The organism is Massilia sp. BAP21, from assembly GCF_057801335.1.
Genome location: NZ_CM173596.1, coordinates 112,866 through 137,078 on the forward strand (window position 1 = coordinate 112,866; position 24,213 = coordinate 137,078).

15 protein-coding genes and 5 tRNA genes are annotated in these 24,213 nt (G+C 67.7%); 9 read left to right on the forward strand and 11 right to left on the reverse strand.

All coding sequences use genetic code 11. The features are described from left to right. Positions 1–174: 174 nt before the first annotated feature. Together ACWYRN_RS00505 and ACWYRN_RS00510 are read left to right on the forward strand one after the other, a co-directional pair. Positions 175–387 carry a hypothetical protein gene (locus ACWYRN_RS00505; RefSeq protein ID WP_488690610.1) on the forward strand — a complete coding sequence of 71 codons (213 nt, stop codon included), beginning with the start codon at positions 175–177 and terminating at the stop codon, positions 385–387. 72 nt (positions 388–459) lie between these two features. Continuing rightward, the gene (locus ACWYRN_RS00510; protein WP_488690611.1) at positions 460–2,409 is read left to right on the forward strand and encodes a S8 family serine peptidase; all 1,950 of its coding nucleotides are present in this window, start codon (positions 460–462) and stop codon (positions 2,407–2,409) included. Positions 2,410–2,476: 67 nt separating this feature from the next. On the opposite strand, the gene ACWYRN_RS00515 is transcribed toward ACWYRN_RS00510, so the two are convergent. From ACWYRN_RS00515 to ACWYRN_RS00560, 10 genes are all read right to left on the reverse strand, one after another. Next, positions 2,477–2,552 (reverse strand) — tRNA-Glu (locus ACWYRN_RS00515). Between the two features lie 56 nt (positions 2,553–2,608). Then, positions 2,609–2,684 (reverse strand) — tRNA-Glu (locus ACWYRN_RS00520). Between the two features lie 29 nt (positions 2,685–2,713). After that, positions 2,714–2,789, reverse strand: a tRNA-Ala gene (locus ACWYRN_RS00525). An 88-nt stretch (positions 2,790–2,877) separates the two neighbouring features. Then, positions 2,878–2,953: transfer RNA gene (locus ACWYRN_RS00530), tRNA-Glu, on the reverse strand. A gap of 34 nt (positions 2,954–2,987) precedes the next feature. Then, positions 2,988–3,063, reverse strand: a tRNA-Ala gene (locus tag ACWYRN_RS00535). A 160-nt stretch (positions 3,064–3,223) separates the two neighbouring features. Continuing rightward, the gene (gene gltX, locus ACWYRN_RS00540; protein WP_488690612.1) at positions 3,224–4,627 is read right to left on the reverse strand and encodes a glutamate--tRNA ligase; all 1,404 of its coding nucleotides are present in this window, start codon (positions 4,625–4,627) and stop codon (positions 3,224–3,226) included. Between the two features lie 140 nt (positions 4,628–4,767). Continuing rightward, positions 4,768–8,511, reverse strand: a complete 3,744-nt coding sequence (locus tag ACWYRN_RS00545; RefSeq protein ID WP_488690613.1) for an AMP-binding protein — start codon at positions 8,509–8,511, stop codon at positions 4,768–4,770. Next, a complete protein-coding gene (locus ACWYRN_RS00550) occupies positions 8,504–9,889 on the reverse strand; it encodes an aminotransferase class I/II-fold pyridoxal phosphate-dependent enzyme (protein WP_488690614.1) in 1,386 nt (461 codons plus the stop codon). Before ACWYRN_RS00550 ends, ACWYRN_RS00545 begins: the two co-directional genes overlap by 8 nt. Positions 9,890–9,928: 39 nt before the next feature. Beyond that, a complete protein-coding gene (locus tag ACWYRN_RS00555; RefSeq protein ID WP_488690615.1) occupies positions 9,929–12,487 on the reverse strand; it encodes a bifunctional diguanylate cyclase/phosphodiesterase in 2,559 nt (852 codons plus the stop codon). Positions 12,488–12,665: 178 nt separating this feature from the next. Continuing rightward, positions 12,666–13,661 (reverse strand): helix-turn-helix transcriptional regulator, encoded by a 996-nt coding sequence (locus ACWYRN_RS00560; protein WP_488690616.1) that lies wholly within the window; start codon positions 13,659–13,661, stop codon positions 12,666–12,668. 178 nt (positions 13,662–13,839) lie between these two features. Here ACWYRN_RS00560 and ACWYRN_RS00565 point away from each other — a divergent pair, with 178 nt between their 5' ends. From ACWYRN_RS00565 to ACWYRN_RS00575, 3 genes are read left to right on the forward strand one after another with little or no spacing between them, the layout of a single operon-like run. Continuing rightward, entirely contained in the window at positions 13,840–14,787 is a 948-nt protein-coding gene (locus ACWYRN_RS00565; protein WP_488690617.1) for a hypothetical protein, read from the forward strand. Between the two features lie 15 nt (positions 14,788–14,802). Continuing rightward, positions 14,803–16,668, forward strand: coding sequence for a hypothetical protein (locus tag ACWYRN_RS00570; protein ID WP_488690618.1), 1,866 nt, complete (start codon positions 14,803–14,805; stop codon positions 16,666–16,668). Positions 16,669–16,723: 55 nt separating this feature from the next. Further along, positions 16,724–18,049, forward strand: a complete 1,326-nt coding sequence (locus ACWYRN_RS00575) for a hypothetical protein (protein ID WP_488690619.1) — start codon at positions 16,724–16,726, stop codon at positions 18,047–18,049. 63 nt (positions 18,050–18,112) lie between these two features. Here the strand turns inward: ACWYRN_RS00575 and apbC are convergent, their stop codons facing one another. Then, on the reverse strand, positions 18,113–19,201 hold the full coding sequence (apbC, locus tag ACWYRN_RS00580; protein ID WP_488690620.1) for an iron-sulfur cluster carrier protein ApbC: 1,089 nt from the start codon (positions 19,199–19,201) through the stop codon (positions 18,113–18,115). A gap of 167 nt (positions 19,202–19,368) precedes the next feature. Here apbC and metG point away from each other — a divergent pair, with 167 nt between their 5' ends. From metG to ACWYRN_RS00600, 4 genes are all read left to right on the forward strand, one after another. After that, positions 19,369–21,522 carry a methionine--tRNA ligase gene (metG, locus tag ACWYRN_RS00585; RefSeq protein WP_488690621.1) on the forward strand — a complete coding sequence of 718 codons (2,154 nt, stop codon included), beginning with the start codon at positions 19,369–19,371 and terminating at the stop codon, positions 21,520–21,522. Positions 21,523–21,703: 181 nt separating this feature from the next. Then, positions 21,704–23,020 (forward strand): enoyl ACP reductase FabMG family protein, encoded by a 1,317-nt coding sequence (locus ACWYRN_RS00590; RefSeq protein ID WP_488690622.1) that lies wholly within the window; start codon positions 21,704–21,706, stop codon positions 23,018–23,020. Between the two features lie 72 nt (positions 23,021–23,092). After that, positions 23,093–23,293, forward strand: a complete 201-nt coding sequence (locus ACWYRN_RS00595) for a DUF3460 family protein (RefSeq protein WP_290422563.1) — start codon at positions 23,093–23,095, stop codon at positions 23,291–23,293. Between the two features lie 19 nt (positions 23,294–23,312). After that, the gene (locus ACWYRN_RS00600; protein WP_488690623.1) at positions 23,313–24,194 is read left to right on the forward strand and encodes a segregation and condensation protein A; all 882 of its coding nucleotides are present in this window, start codon (positions 23,313–23,315) and stop codon (positions 24,192–24,194) included. Positions 24,195–24,213 lie beyond the last annotated feature (19 nt).

Genomic DNA, 24,213 nt, shown 5'->3' on the forward strand with positions numbered 1-24,213 from the left:
CGGAAGTGGCCAGGTGTCGCGTCCGCCACTCATTGCAGCCAGGCTGACGGGCGCCTCCCGCCTGCGGGCGGGAGGTTCGAACAGGAGGACATGCCGATGCCGAGTTCCGCAGGACCGGGTAGCGCAGGACCGAGAAGCACAGGACCAACCCGCGCAGGACCGGTCCGTTACATCGTGCGCGCAGCCAACGATGACGGCGCACTCGCCAATTTCGTCGCCAGCATCCGCAACGACCCGGCGGTACGCCTGGTCGACACCATCGGTCCCAGCGCCGGGCCGCCGCACACCGTCGTCGTCGAAACCGACCCGGCGACCGCCGAAGAATGGAAGCAACGCTCCCGCAACCAGTTGATGTTCGAACCCGACAGCCCACTGTCGCTGTTCTGATGCGGCCAAGGCGGCTGGTCAGGACGGCCGGCCAGGAGGCCCCGAAAAAAAAACGAAAGAAAGGAAAACGACATGCCGAAAACTCCTCAAGGCGGCCCCGGCGATACTCCCGAGCACGGCGGCCAGCCGAATGGCCCCGACGGCCCAGCCGGCGTCGACGGCGCAGCACGGGAACCGCGCGGCCGCAGCGTGGCCGAACGCAAGAAGAAATACCTGGTCGCGCCGCGCCAGCCGCTGGGCGGCTTCGGCACCCTGGGCCTGGAGGCCGCGGGCCTGGCGCCGCTGTCCCTGTCGGCCATCGAGCGGGCCCTGCAGGCCAGCCCCGACATCGACGTGGTCGACAAGATCGCCCCGCGCAGCACCCTGGAAGCGTCCGGCATCGACGGCGGCGGAACCGAAGGCGTGCTGGTGGCGCGCATGACCGACCGCCAGGCCGCGGACCTGCACGGGCGCGGCGGCGGACGCCTGCTGGTCGAGCGCGACCAGCACCTGCAACTGCTCGACCCGATGCTGCGCCGGCCCGACCTGGTGTCCTCGCTGACGCCGTACAGCGGCCCCGCCGTCGACGTCACCATTTCCGTGGCGGGCCAGGACGGCAAGCCCCTGCCCGAGGCGGAAGTGTCCCTGTTCGGCGGCATGCTGCCGGCCTCGGGCGTCACCGACACCAACGGCATGGTCCAGCTGCGCCTGTACGGCGACGATCCGCGCACCATCAGCGGCCTGTACGTGAAGCCGCGCGTCGACTACTGGAGCTTCTACCAGCGCGATCCCGACCTCAGCATGGACGAGCCGAACCTGGTCACCCTGCATGCGCTGTCCGAATCGCCGTCGCTGCAGGGTTTCCCGCGCCAGAACGCCCTCGGCTGGGGTGCGCGCGCCATGCGCCTGGATCAATTACCGCCCCATTTCCGCGGCCAGGGCGTGAAAATCGCCGTCATCGACTCGGGTGCGGCGCTCAGCCATGGCAACCTGAACCGCATCCGCGCCGGCTTCGACATCATCAACAAGCGCACCGACCCGGGCACCTGGAGCGAGGACACCCTGGGCCACGGCTCGCACTGCGCCGGCGTGATCGCGGCCAGCGACCCGGCATGGGGCATCCGCGGCTTTGCACCCGAGGCCGAGATCCATGTCTGCAAGCTCTTCCCCGGCGGCCAGGTCAGCCAGCTGATCGAGGCGCTCGAATACTGCATCGAACACGGGATCGACGTCGTCAACATGAGCCTGGGCGGCGGCGCCCCGTCCGAAGCCCTGGAACGCCAGATCGTGCGTGCACGCCAGGCCGGCGTGGCCTGCATCGCGGCCGCCGGCAATTCCGGCGGGCCGGTGCAGTATCCCGCCGCCTCGCCGAACGTGCTGGCCGTGGCGGCGCTGGGCAAGCTGGGCGAGTTCCCGACCGACAGCTATCACACCGAAACCGTCAGTCCCGACGCCGATGGCCAGGGTTACTACAGCGCCAAGTTCAGCTGCTTCGGGCCGCAGGTCGACGTCTGCGCACCAGGGGTGGCGATCGTCTCGTCGGTGCCGCCGAATAACTTCGCGGCCTGGGACGGCACCTCGATGGCGGCGCCGTACATCACCGGGCTGGCGGCCCTGATCCTGGCGCACCGGCCCGAGTTCCAGGGCCTGGGCGGTGCGCGCTCGCCGGACCGGGTCGACCGGCTGTTCCAGATCATCCGCCTCAGCGCACGCCGGGTCAGCCTGGCCGACCAGTCGCGCATCGGCCACGGCATGCCCGACGCGCTGGTGGCGCTGGGCCTGCCCTTGCACCCGGGGCAGCAGCCGGGCATGTGGCCTGGACTGCTCGGCAATGTCGCGCTCGCTAACATCCCTGGGCTGGCCGGCATCGGTGCGCCTGGAGCGAACGCCGCACTTGGTGGCGTTGGCGGACTGGGCGGAAACGGGAATGGTGGCTTGGTGGGCGGCTTCGCGCCCGGACAGCAGTTCTTCGGCCAGTCGCCGCTGGCCTTGCAGATGCTGCAGTATGGATATTCGCTGAACGGCTTGCCGCCGCGCTGGTGAAGAGAACCAGGCGGATTTCCGCGCCTGGAAAAGCAAAAAGCCGCTCAAGGCGGCTTTTTGCACTATTTGGCGTCCCCACGGGGATTCGAACCCCGGTACTCACCGTGAAAGGGTGATGTCCTAGGCCTCTAGACGATGGGGACCTAAAACTGTTCCGATACTACTTTACTGCCTTGCAGCTTGACTGCTGCCAAATTCTTGGCGTCCCCACGGGGATTCGAACCCCGGTACTCACCGTGAAAGGGTGATGTCCTAGGCCTCTAGACGATGGGGACCCTGGACTGCTATAACGTGTTTTCCGACGTGGTGGAGGTAAGCGGGATCGAACCGCTGACCTCTTGCATGCCATGCAAGCGCTCTCCCAGCTGAGCTATACCCCCTACGGGAAAACAACACTATAACATACTGCTTTTACTTCTACTACTGCTGCCGCTGGCGCAGCTTCTTTACTACCAGTTGCCAATCGCTTGGCGTCCCCACGGGGATTCGAACCCCGGTACTCACCGTGAAAGGGTGATGTCCTAGGCCTCTAGACGATGGGGACCCTGGAACTACACACTACAAACTACACTTCAGAGTGGTGGAGGTAAGCGGGATCGAACCGCTGACCTCTTGCATGCCATGCAAGCGCTCTCCCAGCTGAGCTATACCCCCGTTTTCACTGTCTCACCTTGCTGCTGTGTTACCGTGTGCTGCTGAAGTGCGAGCATTATAGCGGGGGTTCTTGCATTTCGCAAATGCCGATTTGCGTGCGGACAAACCTTGTTCGAAAGCCTGTCCGCGACGCGCATGCGCCCCCGCCTTTCAAGACCGATTACAGGCCTTTGTTCACGCGCGCCAGCACGGTCTCGCGGCCGAACAATTCCAGCACCGCGTCGATGGCCGGCGTCTGCAACTGGCCGGTCACGAGCAGGCGCAGCGGCATGGCGATCTGCGGCATCTTCAGGCCATGCGCAGCCAGCACTTCCTTCAGCATCGCGGCCAGGGCCGCCTTGTTCCACTCCACCGTCGCGCAACGCTCGGCAAACGTCGCCAGCGCCGGACGCACGGCATCGGTCAGGTGCTGGGTCAGCAGGGCCGCATCCGGCTGCGGCTGGCGGTAGAACAGCATCGCCGCGTCCGCCAGCTCATTGATCGTGTTGGTGCGTTCCTTCAGCAGGGCCAGCACGGTCGGCAGCGCCGGGGCGCCGTCGAATTGCGCGCCCTGCGCTTCCATCTTCGGACGGACCAGGCCTGCCAGGCGTTCGTTGTCGGCCAGCTTGATGTAGTGGTTGTTCAGCCAGGCCAGCTTTTCCGCGTTGAACTGGGCCGCCGAGGCGGTCAGGTGTTCCAGGTTGAACCACTCGGTGAACTGTTCCATCGAGAAGATCTCGTCGTCGCCGTGGCTCCAGCCCAGGCGCGCCAGGTAGTTCAGCATCGCTTCCGGCAGGAAGCCCTGCTCCGGGTATTGCATCACGCTCACCGCGCCATGGCGCTTCGACAGCTTCTGGCCGTCCGGACCCAGGATCATCGGCAGGTGGCCGTACTCCGGCAGCTCGGCGCCGAGTGCGCGCAGGATATTGATCTGGCGCGGGGTGTTGTTCACGTGGTCGTCGCCGCGCAGCACGTGGGTGATCTTCATGTCCCAGTCGTCGACCGAGACGCAGAAGTTATAGGTCGGGGTGCCGTCCGGACGCGCGATGATCAGGTCGTCGAGTTCCTTGTTGGCGATGGTGATCGGGCCCTTGACCACGTCGTTCCAGGTGACTTCGCCGTCGAGCGGATTCTTGAAGCGCACCACCGGCTTCACGCCTTCCGGTACGGCAGGCAGGGTCTTGCCCGGTTCCGGACGCCAGGTGCCGTCGTAGCGCGGCTTTTCCCCTAGAGCGCGCATGCGCTCGCGCATCGCTTCGACTTCGTCCGGCGAGCAATAGCACAGGTAGGCGGTGCCGGCTTCCAGCATGCCCTTCACCACCTCGCGGTAGCGGTCCATGCGCTGCATCTGGTAGAACGGGCCCTCGTCGTGCGACAGGCCCAGCCATTGCATGCCGTCCAGGATGGCCTGCACCGCTTCCGGCGTCGAGCGTTCGAGGTCGGTGTCCTCGATGCGCAGGATGAAGGTGCCGCCGAAGTGGCGGGCGTAGGCCCAGGAATACAGCGCGGTGCGCGCGCCGCCGAGGTGGAGATAGCCGGTCGGGCTGGGTGCGAAGCGTGTACGAACAGGGGTGCGGACGGTCATGGCAAAAAGCGAAATGGTAAAGCAGCTATTTTACCCCGCCACCGGCGGCGCGCGGCACCGGCCGTCGCGGGCGCGCCACCTTTGCCGCATGCGCCCGGCCCCGGCCCGCGGCGGCCCGCCTCCTTTGCCCTACCCGCGCGTCATGCCTCGCGCCGTTCGCCCCGCTGCTCATCGATGTACGCCGCCAGCGCGCGTACCGTCGGGTAATCGTAGAGCAGCTCGGCGCCCACCCTCACCCCGCTGGCCGCCTCGATCTCGAGCGCCAGCGGCACCGAGGCCAGCGAATCGATGCCGAGGTCGCCGAACGCGGCGTCGATGCCGACCTCGATCTGCGGCTGGCGCGGCGTGCCGGTCGACAGCTGCACCGCGCTACCATCGAACGGTTCGGCAGCGCTCTCGCGCAGCCATTTCAGCAGGCATGCGCGCACCAGTTCGACCGAGGACGCCGATCCGGGCTGGATCACCGGCGCAGACGCGGGTGCGGACGCGTGTGGGGGCGCCAATGCGGCTCCCTGCCCAGCAGGATCGACAGCAGCAGCGGTGGCAGCAGCAGCGGGGACAGCGGCAGCGGCAGCGGTCGCCCGCCCCGTCTCGGGCGCCTCGCGGCCCAGCAGCGGATCGAGCGCATATGCTGCGCCGGGCAGCGTCTGCTCGACGTCGCCGATCGCCAGCGCATAAGCCTGCACGCGCGCCAGCAGCGCCGCCGGGGATGGGCAGGCGCCGGCGGCCAGCCGCTCGGCCGCAATCGCGTCGCGCAGGGCGTCGAGCCTGCGCGCCGCCCAGGCCGCCGCCTCGCCGCGGGCGGCCGCGGCCAACAGGGTCCAGGCCGCGAACTCGCCGTTGCGCCAGTCCTGCCACTGGCCCTGCCCGGCCGCCGGCAGGCGCGCCAGGCTGTCGGCCAGGGCCGGCGCGCCGAATAGTCCGGAAATGATGCGCGCCAGCGGATTGCCGGGCGTGCGCACCAGCGCGCCCAGGTGGGCATACAGCGCTTCGCTCGGCCCTTCGAGAATGCGCAGCACGCGCGCATCGCGCAGCAGGCGCGCGGCGATGTTGTTTTCCAGGTAGCCGCGTCCGCCCAGCAGCTGCATCAGGCTGTCGGCGGCGCTCCACAGCAGTTCGGACAGGACGCACTTGCAGGCGCTGCAGGCATCCTGGAGCGCCGCATTGCCCCCCGTCGCCCCGCCGTCCGCACCGTCCGCCGCGTCCACCGCGTGCGCCAGCGCCTGCACCAGCGCCCCGGCGGCGCCGATCGCGCAATCGAGTTCGTGCAGGCGCAAGGCGGTGACCGGGTTGTCGAGCAGCCGCCCGCCGGCAACGTCGCGCCGCGCCGCATAGCGCGCCATCAGCTGGGCGCAGCGCTGCATCGCGCCCACGCACAGGGCGCCAATGCCGAGCCGGGCAAAGGCCATCGCGTCCTGCGCCACCTCCATGCCGGCGCCGGGCACGCCCAGCACCTGCTCGTCGGGCACGAACACGTCGTCGAAGCGCAGCGCGTTCTGCACCATGGCGCGCATGCCCATGGTCAGCGCTTCCGGCCCCTGCACCAGCCCCGGCGCGTCTTCCGGCACCAGCAGCGCCACCGTGCCGAGCGCCCTGCCCGCCGGATCGAAGGCGCGTGCGAATACGCTCAGCACGCCGGACCAGGCGGCCAGGCCGATCAGGTGCTTGTCGCCGCTCAGGCGCCAGCCGCCGTCCACGCGCAGGGCGCGGGCGCCGATCGCACGCGGATTCGAGCCGGCCTGCGGCTCGCTCATGGCGAACGCGGCCAGCTGGCGGCCGGCGGCCAGGGCCGGCAGCCAGCGGCTGCGCAGCGGCGCGCCGGCAAAGCGCAGCAGCGGACGCAGGCCCAGGCCATTGTGCACGCCGACCACGGTCGCCAGGGTCAGGTCGATGGCGGCCAGCTGCGCCATCACCCGCACCAGGTCGGCGCTGGCCAGCGCCTGGCCGCCAGCTTCGAGCGGCGCCTGCAGGCCGAACAGGCCGTGGTTGCCGAGGTCGAGCAGCAGGTGCGGCGCCATGGCGCGGCGCTCGTCGTCGATCGCCGAATTGATGCGCCGCGCCGCATACTGGCGCAGCCAGGCGATGATCGTGTCGGCACGCGCCGCGCTGCCCGTGTCCGCCATCATTATCGCCACCCCCTCCTTCCCTGCCCTGTCCTGCGCGCGCGGCTGCACGGGCGCCAGCGCGCCGGCCGCCAATAAAGCCTTGCAGCGCGCGCGCTGGACCTTGCCGCTGGTCGTGCGCGGAAAGGCGCCCGGCGCCACGAATGCCAGCGTATGCAGCCCGATACCCAGCCCGGCCGTCACCGCGCTGCGGATGCGCCGGCCCAGCGCTTCGACGTCGCCGCTGCGCGCCAGCGCACGGCTGGCCTCGACCACCACCGCCAGGCGTTCGCCGGCGCCGTCGTCGATGCCAAAGGCGGCGCAGCAGTTCGGCGCCGCCATCCCGGCCGCGCGCTCGACCAGTTCCTCGACATCCTGGGCATACAGGTTGCGGCCATTCACGATGATGAGGTCCTTGCGCCGTCCGGTGACGAACAGTTCGCCTTCGTGCAGGAAGCCGAGGTCGCCGCTGGGCAGCACGGCGCCGGGCGCCGCCTGCGCTGTCGCCACGCTCACGTGCCCATGGTAGCCGCGCGACACGCCCGGCCCGCCGATCCGGATTTCGCCCACCAGGCCGGCGCCAACCGCGGCCCCGCTGTCAGGATCGGCGATCGCCACCGTGACGCCCGGCGCGAGCGGGCCGCAGCTGACCACGGCCCGCCCCATCGCCTCGCCCGCCGCCGCGTGCACCTGGCCGCGTTCGAGCGCGGCGGCGTCCAGCACCAGGACGCGCGGCCCGCGCCCGAGCGGCCCGCCGGCCACCAGCAGCGTCGCCTCGGCCATGCCATAGCAGGGAAACAGCGCGCCGCGGCGCAGGCCGCAGGGCCCGAACGCGGCCATGAAACGCTCCAGCGTTGCCGCGCGCACCGGTTCGGCGCCGTTGTACAGCACCTCCAGGCACGACAGGTCGAACTGCGCCGCGGCCTCGGGCGCGATGCGGCGCACGCACAGGTCCCAGGCGAAGTTCGGGGCGCCGCTGCAGGTGGCGCGGTAGCGCGTCACCGTTTCCAGCCACAGCGCGGGCCGGCGCAGGAAGGCGCCGGGCGACATCAACACCGAGCGGAAGCCCAGCGCCAGCGGCGCGGCGATGCTGCCGACCAGGCCCATGTCGTGGAAGGGCGGCAGCCAGCTGACCATCACCGTCCGCGGCCCGAAGCCGAAGGCCTGGCCGATGGCGGCGACGTTGGCGGCCAGGTTCGCATGCGTGATCTCCACGCCCTTCGGCTGCGCCGTCGAGCCGGAGGTATATTGGAGAAAGGCGAGCGCGCCGGCGTCCGGCAGCATCGGCTGCGCCGCATCGCCCGCGGCGGCTGCCGCATCCACGACAGAAGCCCCTGCCTCCCCCACGTCCACGCACAGCAGCGGCGCCGTGCAGCCGGCGCCCGCCAGCGCCGCGCGCGTGGCTTCCTCGGCATCGAGGGCGCCGAGCACGATGGCCGGCGCGGCGTCGGCCAGCAGCGCCGCCAGCCGTTCGGCGTCGCGCCGGCGGTGCGCAGGCGCGGCCGGCACCGCCACCACGCCGGCCGCCAGGCAGGCGAAAAACGCGACCACGAAGCCGCAGCCCGGCGGATACAGCAGCAGCGCGCGGGCGCCCGGCGCCACCCGGCGCGCCAGCAGCGCGGCCAGGGTGGCCACGCGCGCGGCCAGCTGGCGGTAGGAGACATCGGCGGCCTCGCCGTTCTCGTGCAGGAAGGTATAGGCGACGCGCTCGGGCGTGCGCGCCGCGTGCTGTGCGAGTCGATGGAGCAGCGTGGCGCCGCCGGGGTCGGCGGCTTCAGCCACGGCTGCGCTCCCGGCGCCAGGGGCCGCGTTCGGGCTCCACGCCGAGCGCGGCGCCGGCGCCGTTGACGGCGGCGCCGACCAGGCGTGCACCGTGGCGCAGCTGTTCGCTCTCGTGCGCGGCCATCACCTGCAGGCGCAGGCGCGCCGCGCCCAGCGGCACGCCCGGGAATTCGACCGCGTTCACGTGCACGTTGGCGCGCGCCAGCGTGCGTCCGGCCAGGCGCGCCACCGGTTCGCTGCCGATCCACACCGGCACGATGGCCGATGGCAGGCCGAGGCAGCGCAGGCCGGTTTCCGCCAGCGCGGCGCGCAGGGCGACGGCATTGCGCAGCAGGCCGGCGCGCAAGCCATCGCCTTCGCTGCCGCCGGCGATGCGCAGCGCTTCCAGCACCGTGGCCGCCTGCACCGGCGAGAGCGCGTTCGAGAACAGGTGCGGCCCGGCGAACAGCTGCAGCTGGCGCTTCACGGCGCGCGAGGCGCAGGCGACGAAGCCGCCGTTCGAGGCAAAGGTCTTGGAAAAGGCGCCCATCACGATGTCGATCTTGCCCAGCATGCCCTGCTCGCCGATGCTGCCGCCCCCGCCCGGCCCCAGCGCGCCCAGGTCGTGGGCCACGTCGACCAGCAGGGTGGCGCCGTATTCGCGGCACAGGTGCTGCATCAGCGGCAGGTCGGGCACGTCGCTGTCCATGCTGAACAGGCCTTCGGTGACGACCAGGATGCCGTTCTCCGGGTCGCGCAAGCGGATCGCCGCCAGCAGTTCGCGCACGTGGCCGGTGTCGAGGTGGCGGTGCAGCGCGACGTTGCGCGTGGCAGCGCTGGCGCCCTGGCGCAGCGAGGCATGGGCCAGGGCGTCGACCACCACGTAGTCGCGCGGCCCGACCAGCGCCGTGACCAGGCCGTAGGCGGCGCCCCAGCCGGTCGGGAACAGGGTCACGTGCTCGCAGCGCAGCAGCGCGCCCAGGGCCTGTTCGAGCGCCAGCGAGGCGCTGCTGTTGCCGAGCAGGACGGCCGAGCCGGCACTGTGCGGGCCGGACTCCAGCAGGGCGCGGCGCGCCGCCTCGCGCACCGCCGGATGCGAGGCCAGCGACAGGTAATCCTGGGAGGCGAAGTTAAGGCCGGGCGCCGCTTCGGCAAAGGCGGCCGCGCCCTCCTCGCGCACCCGCGCCGCGGGACCGGGCGCGCCGTCCACCGCGCGCGCATATTGCCAGAGGCCGTGCGCGGCGCGCAGCGCGCACCAGGCGTCGAGCGCCTCGGTGCGGCGGATCAGGTCGGGGCCGCGCGGCTGCGCGAACTGGGCCACGTTGCCGCGCAGGGCGCCGCAGGCGGTCAGCCCGGCGATGTCGTCGGCCCGCCCGAAGTCAAGCGTTTCTTCATGCACGATGTGCTCCTGGAAGGTGATTGGTAGAGTCGGGGAAGATCAGGCCAGGGCCGGCAGGGCGGCCGGGCTGCCATGCAGGCCCTGCTGCGCCAGCAGCGCCGCCACCTGCTCGGGTGGCAGCGGGCGTGCGAACAGGTAGCCCTGGGCTTCGTCGCAGCCCATGGCGTCGAGGTCGGCCAACTGCTCGTTCGTCTCGACCGCTTCGGCGATCACCTTCAGGTCGAGGCTGTGGGCCATGCCGACGATGGCGTCGGCGATCGCGTACGGACGCGCGCGCGGGTCTTGCCCGAGGCGGCGCACGAACAGGCCATCCATCTTGAGGATGTCCACGGGCAGTTCGGACAGGTAGTTCAGGCTCGAGTAGCCGGTGCCGAAGTCGTCGATCGAGACCAGCACCCCGGCCGCGCGCAGCGCGCTCATGACGCGCCGGTTGCCGTCGAGGTCGTCGATCAGCACGCCCTCGGTGATCTCCAGTTCCAGGCTGCCGCGCGCCAGGCCGCTGGCGGCCACGATCTCGAGCACGCGCGCGGCGATGTCGGGGTGGCGCAGCTGGCGCGCCGATAAGTTCACCGCCGTCTTCACGCCTGGGAGGCCGGCGTCGCGCCAGGCGCGGTTCTGGGCGCAGGCGGTGCGCAGCACCCAGTCGCCGATCGGCACGATCATGCCGGTTTCCTCGGCCAGCGGGATGAAGCGGCCCGGGTCGATGCGCCCGTAGACCGGATGCTGCCAGCGCAGCAGCGCCTCGACGCCGACGATGCGGCGCGTGGCCAGGTCCCATTGCGGCTGGTATTCGAGGACCAGCTGGCCGCGCGTGAGGGCGTCGCGCAGGCCGTTCTTCAGGGCCAGGCGCTCGCTCTGCGGCGCGGTGGCGGCGCTCGAATACAGCTGCACGCTGTTCTCGCCCCAGGCGCGGGCGCTGCGCATGGCGATGTCGGCGCGTTTCAGCAGCGCGTCGAGGTCGCAGTCCTCGGCCGGATACAGGGCCACGCCCACCGACAGCGTGATGAAGCATTCGCGCCCGCTGGCCGCCAGCGGCAGGCCGAAGCGGTCGAGGATCTTCTCGGCCACCTGGCGCGCATCCATCTCGGAACCCAGGTCTTCGAGCAGCGCCACGAACTCGTCGCCGCTCCAGCGCGCCACCGTGTCGCAGTCGCGCAGGCAGCCGCGCAGGATGCCGCCGGCCTGCACCAGCAGGGCGTCGCCGGCCTCGTAGCCGAGGGCGTCGTTAACCTCCTTGAACTTGTTGATGTTCAGGAGCAGCAGCGCCACCAGGCGCCGGTTGCGGTCGGCGCGGTCCATGGCGTGGCGCAGGCGGTCGCGCAGCAGGCGCCGGTTCAGCAGGCCGGTGAGCTGGTCGCAGTGCATGCCGTCGAGCATGCGGCCGATGCTGGCGCCGAGGTCGCGCGCGGGGGAGCCATCGGCGCCGGCGTCCTGGCGCACGCCCTCCTCCGCCAGGCCATCCACACCGTCGAGGTCCTGGCCGTGGCAGACCACCCGGTTGCGCCCGCTCGACTTGGCCAGGTACAGGGCCTCGTCGGCGCGGCCGATGGCCTGGGTGATGGTCTCGCCCATGCGGTATTCGGCCAGGCCGATCGAGACGGTGAGCGCGATCTCGCTCGGGCCGTCGCTGCAGCGCAGCCTGTCGATCGCGGCGCGCACGCGCTCGGCCAGCACCCGGGCGTCGACGGCCGGGGTCTCGGGCAGCATCAGCAGGAATTCCTCGCCGCCGTAGCGCCCGAAGCAATCGCTGCCGCGCACCAGGGCCTGCACGGTCTGGGCAAAGGCGCGCAGCACGGTGTCGCCGGCGCTGTGGCCATAGGTGTCGTTGATGCGCTTGAAAAAATCGATGTCGAGCAGGCACAGGCAGAAGGCGCGGCTGCTCCTGTCGCTCCTCTCCTTTTCGCGCTCGATCAGGCTCATCAGGTAGCGGCGGTTGTGCACGCCGGTCAGTTCGTCGCGGATGGCCAGTTCGTTGATGGTGCGCACGGCCTGCTCCAGCTTCACGAAACCCTGGGTCTTGGTCAGCTCGAACAGCAGGGCAAAGGCCAGCACCACCACGAACAGGCCGAGGTGGCAGACCAGGTAGAGCATGGCCATGTCGCTCACCGCCTGCACCGGCAGCGCGTGGCCGGCGGCGGCCAGCAGGTAGATCAGGGCGGCGGCCGCGCAGCTCATCGCCAGCCAGAACAGCGCGCTCCAGATCCCGCCGAGGAAGGTGGCGACCAGCGGGCCGGTGATCAGCCAGCTGGCGGTGGGGGCGCTGATGCCGCCCAGGTTATAGCTGAGCCAGGTGAAATTGAAGAACAGCGCGCACAGGAACAGTTCGCGCGCGGCGCCGATGCTGCCGGTCACGCGCAGCAGCAGCGGCGAGGCCAGCATGACGGCGCAGCACAGCAGGATCTCGGTGGCGGCGCCGTCGAAGCCCAGCAGGTAATAGGCCAGCGCGTAGAAGGGGCCGGCGGTGGCGGCCAGCAGCGCCGCGCTGATCACGTTCTCGGCGCGCGTGAGGACCGCCGCTTCCTGCTGCAGGGCGGCGGGGATGAACCAGTGGGTAGCGGCCAGGTAGCGGCCGCTCCAACGCGCGCTGGTAGGGTTCATGGAGGTGGGCGGCGCAGGGCCGCTTGGAGAGTGAGTCCAATCGGCAGTTTATGCAGGAAATTTCCTACCGGACTTATTCTGGCGCAAAGCGGCCTCCGTCTGCCCTCACCTGCGGTGCATACGCGACAGGCCTGCCTCCTGCCCCTGGGAGCGGTGCGCCGCGACCGTTCCCGCGGTGCTAGCCGTCGACCTCGCCCAGCTCCAGCACGCGGGCCAGGCTGGTCTTGTTCTTGACGTTCAGCTTGCGGTACACGCTGCTGAGTTGGTTGCGCACGGTGCTCGGCGACACCAGCAGGCGCCCGGCGATCTCCTTGTATTGCAGGCCCTGGGCCGCCAGCACCGCGCAGCGCCGCTCGGCCGCCGTCAGGCCGTGCGCGCTTTCGCTGCGGCGGGTGACCGACAGGGTCAGCACCGCCCCCTCGAGCCTGGCGCGGACATGCAGGCGCTGCCCGGCATACTCCATGCCCGGATGGCTCCTGAGTGCAGCCAACAGGGCCGCCGGCAGGAAGGGCGGCGACCACTGCGGCCATTCTTCCTGCATCAGGGCGATCGCTTCCTCGACGGCGAAATACAGCCGCCCATGCGTAGAGCTGAGCAGCGTCACCGTGGCATGGCGCTGCAGGCGCGCGGCGTTCAGGCGCACATTGATCTGGCGCGCCTGGATCAGATGCGGCAAGACCAGGTTGGCAAGCTGCTCGGCGTTGCCGAGGAAGGCCTGGCGGCGCTGCGCGCGCCAGAAGGAAATCGCCGTGATCCTGTCCTGCACCAGGCGGTCGGAGACCCAGGTCAGCGAATGCGCGGTTTCGTACTTGCGGCAGTAGGCCAGGATGTCCGGATCGACAGTGGTGCGCGCGATATCGGTGGCGATGCTCTTGCCGCGCCGGCGAAACGAGGCAGCCAGCGCCGGATCGCTGGTCTTGATCGTGCCGTTGACGAGGATCAGTTCCTCGCCCATCGTGCTTTGCCGGGCACTGATGCGTTCCGCCGGCATGTTGTGCAAGTGGGCGCCAGTCGGGACCAGGCGATCGCCGAAGACGCCCAGGTCGCCGATCAGCGCCGACTCGAAAGACAGGTCTTGCCGGAAGCGGCGCAGTATCTCGCCGTTGCATGCGGCAGCCGCGCTTCCCTGGGCGATGTCGTAGATATCGAGGATGAGCTTGCTTGAATTGTCCATCGTGGCGGGGCGTGAGAGGCGGAATCCACAGAGCGTTATCCTGAGGTCAACATTGATTGTATTCTAGATAAGTTTCCACGGCAACTTTTGGTTTGTCCATAGGCCAGATGTACTATGGATATTGCATGGATGACATTGAATAATGTTCGGGACGAATCACCAACTCTTCCCACTATCCATGACCTCGATCCGACTTTCGACCTTCGCCCTCGCCGCCCTGCTGCTTACCCTCGCCGCCTGCGGTAAAAAAGACAATGCCGACAACGCGGCGCCTGCCGCGCAGGGCAGCGAACAGACCGACCGCAAACTCACCAGCAATGGCATCGAAATCGAGGAAGGCGGCGGCCTCCTGCTGCCGCGCCAGCCGCTGCTGCCGTTCGAGCGCTATACCGTGCTCGACCAGTCCAGGAACTTCCGCACGAAGGACCAGGCGGAAACGACGCAAGTCGAAAAGCTGTACCGGAACGTATTCTGGGCCGGCGCCGTGCGCGACGACGACCTGCTGGCCTACGACTTCCTGCCCGAGGTCCGCGCCGAAAAGGACGCGTTCAAGCGCGCCGACATCGTCAAGGCAAAACGCGCCGAGCTCGACACCGCCTATGCCGAAGCCAGGAAACAGAAGCACTACGCGCTGTACCTCGACCGCGACTTCCTGATGAGCATCGGCCCCTACGACGCCCAGAAGAAGGGTTTTCCGGTAAGCACCGGTATTCGCGGCGACATGGCCTATGGCTGGTCGAAACCGAAGGAACATGCGCACAACGAACACGCGAGCTGGATGATCGAATTCGCCGGCTCCGACCTGCCCGAGAACCTGGGCTGGTACATCCCCAGGGATGAAGCCGAAGCCCGCCAGCTCGAAGCCAGCCTCAGCAAGCTGCGCAGCAATCCCTCGAGCACGGTCGATTTGCCGGGCTATTACTTCGGACACATCGCCGACCTCGCTTCACGGCCGCAAAAGCAGCAGTACAACGCGCTGCTGGTGGTCGACGGCATCGCCGTCACCGACCCGGCCACCCGCCAGCCCCTGCTGACGATGGACTTCCACGCGCTGCAGCCGAAGGCCGTCGTGCACGAGTCCAGCATCAAGGAGGCCCTGCAGCCTGAGCCGAAGCCGGCGTCCTGAGCCGGAAAGCCAAGGATGCTCAACCTGACTTTCCCTGCCCGCCCTGTGGCGGCGGCGTGCCTGGCCCTGGCCCTGGCCGGCTGCGTGGCGCCCGGCATACCTGGCCAGGCCGGCACGGCCGCCGCGATCGGCGCGCCCGCTGCCGGTTCCTCGGTGCCCGCCGTCTTCACCGTCGGCGGCAACGTCACGCTGCGCCGCGCTGCCGCGGCACGCCACCCGCGCTACCCTGACCTGCCGGCCATCGAGTCGGCCGCCGAGTGGCAAGCCCTGGACAACCTGGTGCGCACCCTGTTTGCCCGTGCGCGCCAGGGCCTGGTCAAGAACGATGCCGATGCCTTCTGGGCCCAGTACGATGCCGGGCAACGCCTGGCTGCCTATGCCGTCGACATCACCCTGGCCTCGAACCAGGTCTTGCAGGGCATGCGCGACAGTGGCAGCGGCAAGATCGTGTCCACCCTGCCGGCCGACAGCATGGCACTGCTGCCGATCAGCCCGGCGGTCGGCGCCCTGCCCCTGGGCCTGCCGCCCGCCAGCCTCGGCGCGCAGGCGGCGCCGGAACCCGTTACCATCAACAGGCTGCTCGGCATCGTACCGCGCCAGCCCGGACAGCAGCCGATCACCCAGACCGTCAACGGCCTGCCTTCGCTGCGCGAACTGCCCGAGGACCAGCCGGTCGCGCTGCCGAACGGCGTGCTCGCCACCCGCAAGGGCGAGCTGCTGGTGCTGGTCAACCCCACGCGCCAGGCGCAGCCGCTGCCGCTGTCGGACATCGGCTATGTCTTGCCAGCCGGCGCCGAGGTCACGGTACAGGACTGGGCCCGCATCGCGCTGGCCATTTCCCAGAACAAGACCAACTATTTCTGGGACAAGGTCGCACGCAGCGGCGGTGCCCAGACCACCTTCCGCTGCGACATGGCCCGCCCCGGCGCCCTGCAATGCACGGACGGCGACCTGAAATGGTTCCGGCCCGACGGCGGCTGGGCCATGACCCAGGCCGACGCCGACGCCACGGCGCACGCCCATGCCCAGCCCGGCAGCGCCTGGCGCCGCGCCCTGGACCAGGTGGTGCGCGGCGGCGCCGGCTACGAACCCTTCCACCAGCGCTGCACCAGCAACCTGGGCGCGGGCCAGGCGTATGCCGACCTCGACGAACTGTCGGGCGCCGGCGCCGACTTCGTCACGTTCAGCTGCTGGCGCGCGGACCGCAGCACGGGCGCGGCGCCGCAGTTCTACCTGCTGCATTCCCAGCAATACCGCCTGGCCGAGAACGGCACCCGCCTGCAAACCGAGGCCAGCCTGCTGAACGATGCGCGCGTACGCGAGCGGCTGTACCGCTGGCAGCGCGAAAAGGAGTTGATGCAATCGATCAGCGCCCTGGTCCCGGTGGCCGGCCAGCTCGACGCCCTGGCGCGTTGCGCTCAGAATCCGGATTTCGCGCCGACCGCCTTCCTGGCCGATTATCTGCAGCGCCGCAAGAAAAGCCTCACCGCACGCGACTTGCAGGCGGCCAGCCTGGTCGGCTACCAAACGCCGACGAACGGTGTCGGCGGCACCATCGCCGATTGCGGCGGCGTGCTGTTGCCGATGCTCTCCGGCGCCATGAAGGGCCGCAATGCCGCAGGGAACGCCAAGTCCATGCTCGAGAACTGGCCCAGGGTGCGCGCCGCCATCGAGGGCGCCAGGCGGCAAACCAGCGCTGCCCTCGCCTCGGACGCCACGGCGCTGCAAGCCATCCAATGGGTTGGCAAGGACGGGCTGTTGCTTAGTTTCAAAACCGGGAAGATGTTCGGCTACCTGGACTGGTATGCCGGGGAGGCGCGTGCCGGGCGGGCGCGTCAAACCGGTCCTTACCAGACCGTGCTGAAGGATCTTGAGCAATGAGCACGCTGCCGTGCCACGGAGCCGCGCCTGCCCTGCCTTTCATCGTGCGACAACCATGATCAAGTTCCTGCTCCAGCTGGCCGTCGCTGCCGGCCTTGGCTACTACGCCGGCACCTATGCCGAGATGCATGCGCTGTACGACGGGCCGCCGCGCGACATCGTCGCGGCCTTCGTTCTTCCCTTCCTGCTTTACCGTGCCGTGGCGCACTTTGCCGGGCCGGTCGTCGGCCGCCTGGCCGTGCTGGCCCTCCTGGTGGTCGCCCTGCGCCTGGCCGGACTGGCCTTCGTCGGCGACGTGCTGTACTTCAGCGACTTCGAATGGCTGGGCCTTGGCATCCTTGCCTTGCTGGCATTTGTGTTGCCCGGTAAATCGAGCTACGGCAAACTGCAGACCGGGGCCAGCAAGACGGCGATCGCCAGTGGTGAGGAATGGGCCTGGGAGGGCAGGCGTTTCGCGCTGCACATCAATTTCAAGGCGGCGACGGTGCGCGTGATTGCGCGCAAGCCGCTGCGCTACTGGCGTAGCGGCGGCGACCCGAAGGCGCCATGGCGAACGGCGCGCCGCTTCGACGACACCTGGCCGCTGCACCAGTTCGAGCTTGGCGAAATTTTCCAGCGCATGAAGTCCAGCTTTACGCCCAACACGGCAAGCACTTGGGTGAATGGCCAATTGATCAGTGTAAGCCTGCCTGGCGGCACATCAAACTCCTACCCGTCCGGTGTGACCGACATCACGCTCAAGCACCGCGGCGCCCACGAAGCACCCTGCGATCGTGCGGGACTGAAGGTCGCGGACGGCGGGCCAGAGAAGGTCACGCTCTGCATCGAGGGTGTCAGGAATCACGAGATCGAGCAGTTCAAGGCGCAGTGGAAGAGCATTGCCGCGCGCGTGGAGGCAGCCCGTTCTGCCTTCAATGGCGAGATCGAGGCGCGTGCCCAGGCCGCGCGCCAACAGGAGCGCGAGCGGAAGGCGGCCCTGGCGGCACAGGCCGAGGCGGCGGAAAAGGAACGCCTGGCCGCGCTGCATAGTCAGGTGGAAGCACACATCACGGCCTTGCTGGACGAAGCGGGCATGCGCGGCGACTTTCGCGCCGGCACCCACAAGGAAGGCCGCCTCAACTGGCTAGTTGCCGCCGACCGCGACGGGCGCGGCCTGGTCATCGGCGACGCCGGCAACTGGCAAGGCAGTTTCGCTGGCGCAGGCGCCAGGATCGTCGCCGGCAAGGAGCGCTGCCTGGAAATCGAACTGCAAGACAGCACCTACGAGCGCGAGCATCTGAAGAAACACCGGCTGCGCGTCATGCAGGGTGCGGGCGAAGACACCCTCCAGGAATGGTGCGACCGCGTCACGATCCTGGGCAAGGGGACAGCGGCAAGCTGACGTCCTCCAGATATGCAAAGGCGCCATGAATGGCGCCTTTATTTATTGCAGGATTTTAATGAATCAGTCGTTCCGCACCACGATGCTCGGGAACTTGCTGCTCATGTCCTTCGCACGTTCGGCCACCTTCACCGCCACCTTGCGCGCGATTTCCTTGTAGACCTTGGCAACCGGACCGTCCGGATCGGCCACCACGGTCGGGCGGCCGGAATCGGTCTGCTCGCGGATCGACATGGTCAATGGCAGTGCGCCCAGGAAGTCGACGCCGAAGTCCTTGCACATCTTTTCGCCGCCGCCATGGCCGAAGATCGCTTCGTTGTGGCCGCAGTTCGAGCAGATGTGGGTGCTCATGTTTTCCACGACACCGATGATCGGGATGCCGACCTTCTCGAACATCTTGAGGCCCTTGCGCGCGTCGAGCAGGGCGATGTCCTGCGGCGTGGTGACGATCACGGCGCCGGTGACCGGCACTTTCTGCGACAGGGTCAGCTGGATGTCGCCAGTGCCTGGCGGCATGTCGACGATCAGGTAATCGAGTTCGCGCCAGTTGGTCTGCTCCAGCAATTGCTGCAGCGCCTGCGTGACCATCGGGCCGCGCCAGACCATCGGCTCGTCGGGGTCGATCATGAAGCCGATCGAGGACACCTGCACGCCGTGGTTTTCCAGCGGTTCCATCGACTTGCCGTCCAGGCTTTCCGGACGGCCGTTGATGCCCAACATCATCGGCTGCGACGGGCCGTAGATGTCGGCGTCCAGCACGCCGACGCTGGCGCCCTCGGCGGCCAGGGCCAGGGCCAGGTTGACGGCGGTGGTCGACTTGCCGACGCCGCCCTTGCCCGATGCCACGGCAATGATGTTCTTCACGTTCGGCATGACCTTCAGCCCGCGCTGCACGGCGTGCGACAGGATCTTGGTCTGTACGCTGACGCTGACGTTGCCGACGCCCGGGATCGCCTTGACGGCGTTCACCACGGCAGCGCGCAGCGAGGCGACCTGGCTCTTCGCCGGATAGCCGAGTTCGAGGTCGAAAGCGACATCGGCGCCCTCGATCTGGATATTCTTGACCGATTTCGAGGACACGAAGTCTTTGCCCGTATTAGGATCGACCAGCTTTGACAAGGCGGTCTTGACGTCGTCTGCAGTGATGCTCATGTATTTCTCCAATGTGATGGGCGCAGTGTAGCAAAAAACGGCCTCGCGCCTCGGGTCCCACCCTCAAATCCTGCCAAAACCGGGCAACACCCCGGAATACCCCCTGAGCGTTTGGGGCCATCCGCTGGTAAAATGCTCTCTTTCATCCATTCCTTAGCGTTTCGACCATGACCCGCAAGCTGTTCGTCACCACTGCCCTGCCCTACGCCAACGCCGCCTTCCATATTGGCCACATGATGGAATACATCCAGGCCGACATCTGGGTCCGTTACCAGCGAATGCAGCGCGATAGCGGCCAGCCGCGCCAGGTGCACTTCGTCTGCGCCGACGACACCCACGGCACCCCGATCATGATCGCCGCCGAAAAGGAAGGCATCACCCCGCAGGAATTCGTGGCGAAGATCGCCGCCGGCCGCCCGCAATACCTGGACGGCTTCCATATCGCCTTCGATAACTGGTATTCCACCGATTCGCCGGAAAACGTCGAACTGTCCCAGGGCATCTACCGCAAGCTGCGCGACGCCGGCCTGATCGTGACGAAAACCGTCGACCGTTTCTACGATCCGGTCAAAGGCATGTTCCTGGCCGACCGCAACATCAAGGGCGAGTGCCCGACCTGCCACGCCAAGGACCAGTATGGCGACAACTGCGAAGTCTGCGGCGCCGCCTACCAGCCGACCGAACTGATCAACCCGTTCTCGGTGTTCACCGGCTCCACGCCTGTCCTGAAGCCGTCGGAACAGTATTTCTTCAAGCTGTCCGATCCGCGCTGCTTCACCTTCCTGAAGGAATGGCTGAACACCCCGGGCCGCCTGCAACCGGAAATGGTGAACAAGGTGTCGGAATGGCTGGGCGAAGCCGGCGAGAAGCTGGCCGACTGGGATATTTCGCGCGATGCGCCCTACTTCGGCATCCCGATTCCCGATGCACCGGGCAAGTTCTTTTACGTATGGCTGGACGCGCCGGTCGGCTACCTGGCCTCCCTGAAGAATTACTTCGACAAGAACGGTCTCGACTTCGACGCCTTCCTGAACGACCCGAATGCCGAGCAGGTGCACTTCATCGGCAAGGACATCGTGTCCTTCCACCTGCTGTTCTGGCCGGCGATGCTGAATTTCTCGGGCCACCCGATCATCGACAAGCTGAAGGTTGCCGTCCACGGCCACCTGACCGTGAACAACGAAAAGATGTCGAAGTCGCGCGGCACCGGCATTTCGCCGCTGCGCTACCTGGAACTGGGCATGAACCCGGAATGGCTGCGCTATTACCTGGCCTTCAAGTTGAACGCGAAAGTCGAAGACCTGGACTTCAACGGCGACGATTTCGTGGCGCGCGTGAACAGCGATTTGATCGGCAAGTACGTGAACATCGCCAGCCGCTGCGCCGGCTTCATCGCCAAGAAATTCGACGGCAAGCTGGCGCCGGAACTGTCGGACAACGCAAAAGGCTGGATCGCCAAGGCCTTGACCGCGGATGGCGCCGAGCGCCAGGTGTCGATCGCCGCCGCCTTCGAAGCCCGCGAATACGGCCGCGCCCTGCGCGAGATCATGGAAATCGCCGACGTCACGAACCAGTTCGTCGACGAGAACAAGCCATGGCTGCTGGCCAAGGACGAGACCAAGGTCACGGAGCTGCACGACGTCTGCACCACCGCCCTGATCCTGTTCCGCCAGCTGACCGTGATGCTGTCGCCGGTGCTGCCGCAGGTGGCCGCGCGCGTGGCCGAGTTCCTGGGCGACGCCGGCTACACCTGGGCTGACACCGAAGGCGACGCCGTCTACAGCAGCATGCTCGGCCGCAGCATCGGCGCCTATAACCACCTGATGCAGCGTGTCGACGCCAAGATGATCGAGAACCTGTTCGAGCGTCCGGGCGTCGCCACGCCGGCACCGAACCCGGCATCGGATGCCATGCCGGAACCGGCGGCCGCCGCCGTTGTCGAGGCAGCCCCGGCAGGCAACGATATCGAGGAACTGGCCCCGGAAATCAGCATCGACGACTTCCTGAAGATCGACCTGCGCGTGGCGAAAATCGTCAACTGCGAACACGTGGAAGGCGCCGGCAAGCTGCTGCGCCTGACCCTGGACGTAGGCGAAGGCCGCCACCGCAACGTGTTCTCGGGCATCAAGTCGGCCTATAAACCGGAAGACCTGGTCGGCAAGCTGACCGTGATGGTGGCAAACCTGGCGCCACGCAAGATGAAGTTCGGCGTATCGGAAGGCATGGTGCTGTGCGCATCCGCCGCCGACGAAAAGGCGAACCCGGGCCTCTACCTGCTCGATCCGATGCCGGGCGCGACGCCAGGCATGCGCATCCGCTAAGGCTCGACACCCGACAACAAGAACCGGCCCGATCCGCGCTATAACAGGGCCGCTCGCACACTCCTCGGCCCCTGGGAAAGCAGTTTCCATGGGCCGAGGCGGCGTTATAATGCCGTGTTTTTATTCAGAAACTTCGCGCCTGAGACGCCCCTACAAACTCTTTTGATAGGCAGATAATAAAATGACCGAATTGAATCCCCTCCGCCATATCCCCGAAGCCAACGTGTTCCGCAAGGGCGACGTCTTCGTTCTGTTCGGCGAACTGTTCGGCCGCGGTTATGTGAACGGCCTGATCGATGAGGCGCGCGCGGCTGGCATGACCATCGTCGGCATTACCGTCGGCCGCCGCGACGACAGCGGCGCCCTGCGCGCCCTCACGGTCGAGGAACACGCCGAAGCCGAGGAAAAACTGGGCGGGCGCATCATCAACGTGCCGCTGATGGCCGGCTTCGACATGGACGCCCCGGCCGGCGAGCAGAACCCGACCGAAATGCTCTCTGGCATCACCCTGAAGAGCTGGCAGGAAGACAAGCTGGACTGGGAAAAGATCGAGCGCTGCCGCGAAGCCGGCGTGCGCCGCTTCACCGAGTCGGCCGCTGAAGTCATGGCCCAGATCGACAAGCTGGTGCCGGAAGGCGCGAACGTCTTCTTCGCCCACACCATGGCTGGCGGCATTCCGCGCATCAAGGCCTTCCTGGCCATTGCCAACCGCATCTACAAGGGCCGCGGCGAGCGCTTCATGTCCTCGCGCGCCCTGCTTGACAGCGACCTGGGCAAGCTGATCCTGATGAACTTCGACGAAGTCAGCGCCAACACGCTCAAGTACCTGATCGATGCCTCGGCCCCGATCCGCGAGCGCGTGACGAAGGCCGGCGGCGAAGTGCGCTACACGGCCTACGGCTACCACGGCACCGAGATCCTGATCGGCGGCGAATACCAGTGGCAGACCTACACCAACTACACCCAGGGCTACGCCAAGATGCGCCTGGAAAGCATCGCCGAAGCTGCCTGGAAGTCGGGCGTGACGGCCACCGTGTTCAACTGCCCGGAAATCCGCACCAACTCGTCGGACATCTTCGTTGGCGTGGAACTGTCGCTGTTCCCGCTGCTCACCGCATTGAAGAAAGAAGGCGGCGGAGCATGGGCCGAGCAGCAATGGCAGATCTGCCAGGACCTGCTGGGCGAAGGCACCTCGCTGCAATCGCTGCTCGACACCATCGAGCAATACAACCAGGACGCCACCAGCGCCCAGTTCCGTAACTTCGAAGCCTGGCCGATGGACAACACCCCGGCCCTGGCCGAGGTCATGATCGGTACGTCGGAAGCCATCACCAACCTGCACAAGGACAAGAAGGCCCTGATCACCGATCACCTGTCCAGCCTGGTGCTGGAAGGCGCCGGCCCGCTGATGTTCCACGGCGCGTCGGAAAAGATTGCACCGGTGCTGTGGCTGAACCACGACATCATCGCCCGCCAGCTCAACGCGCTGCATCCATAAACCTTGACGCCGGGATCGCTGGGCAGAACAATCTGCCTCGCCGTCCCGGCTTTCTTTTTATAGAGCAAGACAATGCCTAAATTCACCGGTTACGTTTCCGATCACACCAAGTTCATCGAAGAACTGAAGTCCAAGACCCCTGGCATGGAACAGCGCCAGCAAGAAGGCCGCAACCTGCTGTGGGACAAGCTGCCGATCTCGCTGGACGAACAGGCGCGCGTCGAAGAATCGCGCCTGCGCCAGCAGGCCTACCCCTACCAGACCAAGTTCTAAGGCCAAAGGTCCAGGGGACATGACAGCGCACGCGGCCGGCCAGGACGCACCAGCCGAGGCAGTGCCGGACGCGGCGCCGGATAGCGCACCGGCGACCGAAGCCGCGCTCGACGATGCCGCCGCGGCCGCCATTGCGCGGCTGTACGGCGAGCCGCTGCTGCGCATGCCCAACGACCTGTACATCCCGCCCGACGCCCTCGAAATCTTCCTCGACGCCTTCGAAGGCCCGCTCGACCTGCTGCTCTACCTGATCCGCAAGCAGAACTTCAACATCCTCGATATCCCGATGGCGCAGGTGACCCTGCAGTACCTGGACTACGTCGAGCAGATCCGCAAGAGCAACCTGGAACTGGCCGCCGAGTATTTGCTCATGGCGGCGATGCTGATCGAGATCAAGTCGCGCATGCTGCTGCCGAAGCGCCAGGACGATCTGGTCGAAGACGCCGGCGACCCGCGCGCCGAACTGGTGCGCCGCCTGCTGGAGTACGAGCAGATCAAGCTGGCTGCCGTGCGGCTGGGCACGATCCCGCAGGAAGGGCGCGATTTCCAGCGACCTTCCCTGCCGGTCGAGCAAGGCCTGGCCGTGGTGCTGCCGAAGGTCGAGCCGCACGACCTGCAGCGCGCCTGGCTCGACGTGCTGCGGCGGGCGAAACTCACCCAGCACCACCGCATCGGGCGCCAGGAACTGTCGGTGCGCGAGCACATGTCGGCCATCCTGCGTACACTGCAAGCGCAACGCTTCGTCGAATTCGGCGAACTGTTCGCGGGCCAGGAATCGGTGCCGATCGTGGTCGTGCACTTCGTCGCCCTGCTCGAGCTGGCCAAGGAAACCCTGGTCGAGATTACCCAGGCCGAACCGTTCGCGCCGATCTACGTGCGCCTGGCGTATTCGCCGGCCTGATGCACCACCACTTACGCAT